Annotated in this window: 5 protein-coding genes; all 5 read right to left on the bottom strand. The window is 48.3% G+C overall.

Annotated elements, in window-relative coordinates; all coding sequences use genetic code 11:
• Positions 1 to 88 precede the first annotated feature (88 nt).
• On the bottom strand, positions 89 to 754 hold the full coding sequence (gene phoU / locus AC1WIP_RS11935; RefSeq protein WP_481142035.1) for a phosphate signaling complex protein PhoU: 666 nt from the start codon (positions 752 to 754) through the stop codon (positions 89 to 91).
• A 49-nt stretch (positions 755 to 803) separates the two neighbouring features.
• Positions 804 to 1,562 carry a phosphate ABC transporter ATP-binding protein PstB gene (gene pstB / locus AC1WIP_RS11930; protein WP_318702633.1) on the bottom strand — a complete coding sequence of 253 codons (759 nt, stop codon included), beginning with the start codon at positions 1,560 to 1,562 and terminating at the stop codon, positions 804 to 806.
• A gap of 72 nt (positions 1,563 to 1,634) precedes the next feature.
• Complete coding sequence (gene pstA / locus AC1WIP_RS11925; protein ID WP_481142034.1) at positions 1,635 to 2,525, bottom strand: phosphate ABC transporter permease PstA; 891 nt, start codon at positions 2,523 to 2,525, stop codon at positions 1,635 to 1,637.
• On the bottom strand, positions 2,512 to 3,471 hold the full coding sequence (gene pstC, locus AC1WIP_RS11920) for a phosphate ABC transporter permease subunit PstC (protein ID WP_481142033.1): 960 nt from the start codon (positions 3,469 to 3,471) through the stop codon (positions 2,512 to 2,514). Before pstC ends, pstA begins: the two co-directional genes overlap by 14 nt.
• A gap of 17 nt (positions 3,472 to 3,488) precedes the next feature.
• Positions 3,489 to 4,424 (bottom strand): phosphate ABC transporter substrate-binding protein, encoded by a 936-nt coding sequence (locus AC1WIP_RS11915; RefSeq protein WP_481142032.1) that lies wholly within the window; start codon positions 4,422 to 4,424, stop codon positions 3,489 to 3,491.
• Positions 4,425 to 4,563 lie beyond the last annotated feature (139 nt).

The following is a 4,563-nucleotide window of genomic DNA, read 5'->3' as shown; positions in this document are numbered from 1 at the left end:
TTACAGAGTAAACGAACTATGTAAAATTTATAATCATTATACGTAAAATCTATGTAAAATATCAAGAGGCTTTTAAAAAACAGCTCATTTAATACAGCTGAACGCCCTGCATATCTCCGGTCACCTGGAAGATCGCCCATTCCCCGATATTTACGGCGTGATCTCCTATTTTTTCAAGATATTTTGCAATCATCAGGTAATCAACCACCTTATCCGCATCCAGATTCTGTGTGCGGATGGAGCCCATCAGCTCCTCCTTGATCTGATTGAAGAGGTCATCCACCACGTCGTCGCCCTCTATCACCTGGCGCGCCGCCTTTTCATCTCCCTCCACAAAAGCCTCCACCGCTTCATGAAGCATATTCTTGGCTTCCTCCATCATGATAAAGAGCTTGCTCTCATAAACCCCATCCAGCTTAAATTCCTGAGTCCGCAGGCAAAGCTCTGCAATATCAGATACGTGGTCCCCCACCCGCTCAATGTCCGTTACTACCTTAAGTGCGGATGAAACAAGACGCAGATCCCTGGCCACCGGCTGCTGTCTGGTAAGCAGCGTAAGGCATTTTGCCTCAATGCTCCTTTGCATATCAATCATCTGACGGTCATTGTCCAAAAGCAGCTTCAGGGTTTCTCTGTCATTGCCTCTGACAGCGTATACCAGGCGGTCATAGCTGATCTCCGCCCGCTCGCCCATCTCCGTTACTTTATTTTTTAACAAATCCAATTCCTGTTCAAAATAGATTCTGGGTGACATGATTATCCTCTCTTTCCAATCATCCGCTTTAGGCGGCAAAATATTTTATTCAGCCAAAACGGCCTGTAATATAATCCTCAGTCCTCTTGTCCTTGGGACGGGAGAAAATATTCTGGGTGGAATTAAATTCCACCACCTCCCCCACCAGGAAAAATGCCGTGTCATCAGACACACGGGCAGCCTGCTGCATATTGTGGGTCACAATGGCTACCGTATACTTTTTCTTCAGAGATTCCATCAGCTCCTCTATTTTCAAGGTAGAGATCGGATCCAGGGCTGAGGTGGGCTCATCCATCAAAAGCACCTCCGGCTCCACCGCCAGCGCCCGGGCAATACACAGTCTCTGCTGCTGTCCTCCCGAAAGCCCCAGGGCAGATTTCCGCAGACGATCCTTCACCTCGTCAAAAATAGCCGCTCCCCTAAGCGCATTTTCCACAATATCATCCAGCTTTGATTTCTGCTTGATGCCATGAAGCCTGGGCCCGTAAGCCACGTTGTCGTAAATGGACATAGGAAAGGGATTTGGCTGCTGAAATACCATGCCTACTTTTTTGCGCAGCAGCGTGGTATCCACCCGCTTGTCATAAATATCCTCCCCGTCCAAAAGCACCTGTCCTTCAATGCGCACATTATCCACAAGATCGTTCATACGGTTTAAGCATTTTAAAAAGGTGGATTTTCCGCAGCCGCTGGGTCCGATAAAAGCTGTGATGGCATGATCCTTGATCTCCATGCTTACATCCTTCAGCGCATGATTCTCCCCGTAGTGGAGATTCAGATTTTTCACCGATATTTTACTCTTTTCCATGTTTATCCTCATTCCCGCGCATTTCTTTGCGCATAATCAATGTTTGTGCAAAGCCGCTTCTATCTTTCGCTTTTATACCGGCCGAAGCTTTTTTGCCGCCAGCTTGGTAAGCAGATTTAAAATCAGCACAATCACAATCAGCACACAGCCGATTCCGAAGGCGGTCTCATACTGCCCCTTCTGCATCTGCAGATACAGCTCTATAGTAAGCGTTCCGCCCGACTCTGTGGTTTTGGCAAAAAGTCTCTCCACATTTGCTGCAAAATCGCTTCCAAAGCGGGGCAGCTTGTAATCGCTTCCTGCAGTAAACAAAAGGGCTGCGGACTCTCCAACGATACGTCCCAGGGCAAGAATGATTCCTGTAACGATACCGGACATGGAAGAAGGAAGCAATATGGTTCTGATCATATGCCATTTTGTAGAACCCATTCCCAGGGCGCCGCTTCTATAGCTGTCCGGCACCGTCCGAAGGGCTTCCTGGGTATTTCTGGTAATCAGCGGAAGCACCATAATCGTCAATGTAAAGGAACCGGTGAGCAGGGAATAGCCAAGCCCCAGGGATTCCCCGAAAAACACCATGCCAAACAAACCGAAAATAATGGAGGGAATGCCCGAAAGAGTTTCCGTGGTAAACTCAATGATGGAAACAATTCTGCCCGGCTTTGCATATTCATTCAGATAAATAGCCGATCCAACACCCAGCGGAGTGGCGATTAACAGGGTGATCACAATAATATAGAGGGTGTTTACCAGATTTCCGGCGATACCTACCGTCTGATCCAAAGCGCTTGTAACTGAGGTGAGAAATTTCCAGTTTACCGTGCCGATACCCTTCACAAACACAAAGCCGATAATCCCTGCCAGCAAAGCCACAGAGAAGAACGCCGATATGTAGATGGCCGCCAGCAGCACCGTGTCAACGGGACGCTTTCTTTTCCGCATCAGTGTATTACTGCTGTTCATCTGCATTTCCTCCCTTTTTTAGAATCTTATTCAATATCACATTAATAATCATAATAAACACAAACAGCACCAGTCCGATGGTGAACAGCACCTGCCTGTGGGTTCCGGAGGAATATCCCATCTCGCTGACGATAGCTGTGGTCAAAAACCGCACGGAATTGAAGGGGAACGGCGGGTTCACACTGCTTCCTGACACCAGAGTGATTGCCATGGCCTCTCCGATGGCTCTTCCCACGCCCAGCACGATGGCCGTGATAATACCGGACTTGGCCGCCGGAAGAATGGATTTGAAAATGGTCTGCATATGGGAAGCCCCCAATGCCAGAGACGCCGCCTTTATGCTGGGATGCACCGCCCTTATGGAGGTCTCTGAAATATTGATCACTGTGGGAAGAATCATGATGGCAAGCACGATCACCGCCGAAAGCAGATTTGCTCCGCCCGTAAACTGATGGGTTTGGGAACCCTCAAATAACGCAAGCTCAATTTTATACATAAATGGATTCAACAAATAGATACCTAACAGGCCATACACAACGGAGGGAATTCCCGCAAGCAGCTCCACTGCCGGCTTCACGATCATAGCCAGCTTTTTCGGGGCAACCTCCGCAAGAAATACCGCACTGAGGACTCCAATGGGTACACCGATCAGTATGGCAAGGCCGGTGCCCACTATGGAGGTAAGGATTACATAAAGAATACCATATTGAGGCTCTGCAGCAGTAGGCCTCCAGACAGTGCCAAAGAGTATTTCCTTAAGCCCCACCTGAAAGATGGCTGGCGTTCCGCTGATAATCATATATAGGGTGATGGAAACCACCGCCAGAACAGCGAAGAAGGCACAAATAGTGAATATTATTTGTGCCGCAGTTTCCACCACCGCTTTGTTTTTTCTGTTTCCAACAATCGTGGACTCTTTTACAAAAGCGTGTGTTTGACTTTTCATCGCATTATCCTTTTTTATTATTCTACCGTAATCAATCCTACACTGGTGGCAATTTCCTGTCCCTCAGCGCCCAGCACAAAATCGAACCATGCCTGTACCAGCTCGCTCTGCGCGGAGATCTCGCCGTTGGTTGCCATTACGAAGGGTCTGCTCAAGAAATAGCTGCCGGACTTGATGTTGTCAACCGTGGGCTCTACATCATCCAGTGCAAGTGCAACTACACTGTCGTCCAATACATCCAGGGATACATAGCCGATTGCACCAGGGGTGGACGCTACTCTTGCCATAACTGCGCCGGTGCTGTCCAGCTCGTTTGCATATGCGCATGCGTCCTCAAGGCCAAGAAGCTCTTCAAACGCGCCTCTGGTACCGGAGCCAGCCTCACGTCCCACTACGATGATAGGAGAATCAGAGCCGCCAACCTCGCTCCAGTTGGTGATGGTGCCATTGTAAATATTGATCAGCTGATCCTTGGTAAGTCCTGTTACAGTGTTTGCAGGATCAACACAGACTGCAATGCCGTCGATTGCTACAATGTTTTCCACCGCACCGGATGTTTTCTCGTCATCCGTCAGATTTCTGGATGAATTTCCGATATCCGCCGTTCCGTTCAGCACTGCCTCGATACCTGCGCCGGAGCCGACAAATTCTGCAGTTACATTCACATCAGGGTTCTCTGCCATAAAAGCCTCAATCAATGCGTTTGCAAATTTCTCCATGGAAGTGCTTCCCACCATCTGGATAGAACCGGACAACGCTGCTGTCTCAGTGGATGCCTCAGAAGAAGCCGCCTCAGAGGAAGTGGTCTCAGCCACGCTGCTTTCCTGCGCAGAGCTCTCTGCCTGGCTGGTGGAAGAAGCATTCGTCTCTTCGCTTCCACATGCGGTAAGGGTTCCCATTGCCAAAATACATGCTCCCACAAGAGCTAATATTCTGCTTCGTCTGTTTTTCATAATATTTGTTCCTCCATTTTTTGTTTTTCTTTTTCTCTCGATTACGTTGTAAATACTAGCATGAAAAAAAACAACAAAAGATCACACTTTGGTAATTTGTATGGAATTTTAATGTGAAACCGCAGGGACAACACTCGCA

Source organism: Acetatifactor sp., from assembly GCF_982438285.1.
This window is presented reverse-complemented; position numbering and strand designations above follow the sequence as displayed.

Excerpts from the sequence above, each read along its gene's own strand:
- phoU (WP_481142035.1), bottom strand. The coding sequence starts at position 754 with ATGTCACCCAGAATCTATTTTGAACAGGAATTGGATTTGTTAAAAAAT.
- pstC (WP_481142033.1), bottom strand. The coding sequence starts at position 3,471 with ATGAAAAGTCAAACACACGCTTTTGTAAAAGAGTCCACGATTGTTGGA.
- AC1WIP_RS11915 (WP_481142032.1), bottom strand. The coding sequence starts at position 4,424 with ATGAAAAACAGACGAAGCAGAATATTAGCTCTTGTGGGAGCATGTATT.
- pstA (WP_481142034.1), bottom strand. The coding sequence starts at position 2,525 with ATGAACAGCAGTAATACACTGATGCGGAAAAGAAAGCGTCCCGTTGAC.
- pstB (WP_318702633.1), bottom strand. The coding sequence starts at position 1,562 with ATGGAAAAGAGTAAAATATCGGTGAAAAATCTGAATCTCCACTACGGG.